1 pseudogene is annotated in these 297 nt (G+C 80.5%); it reads left to right on the forward strand.

What is annotated here, in order from left to right:
• Nucleotides 1–297: pseudogene (locus LO771_RS30285) on the forward strand (hypothetical protein); the annotation flags it as partial.

Consider the following 297-nt stretch of genomic DNA (forward strand, 5'->3'; position numbering starts at 1 on the left):
GGCCGCCCCGCGCCCCGCCCTGGCGCAGGCCGCGGCCCGCCGCCAGGCGGCCGCCGCGGAGCGCCGCAGGGGCCGGCCGGCCGGGTCCGCCCGGCGCCTGTGCGCCCGCGCGGTCGACACCCTCGTCGTCGCGGCCCTCGCCGCCGCCGTGGGCATCCCGCTGGCGTCCTCCGCCGTGCACCACCTGCAGGAGAAGAGCGACGCCGCCAAGGCGTCCGGCCGGTCCGTGCGGGTGTGGCTGATCGACCCGACGGTGCTCGGCAAGGCGGGCCTGTTCCTGCTGGTGGTCCTCTGCAT

It is taken from the genome of Streptacidiphilus sp. ASG 303 (assembly GCF_020991365.1).
In the GTDB taxonomy this organism is placed as follows: domain Bacteria; phylum Actinomycetota; class Actinomycetes; order Streptomycetales; family Streptomycetaceae; genus Peterkaempfera.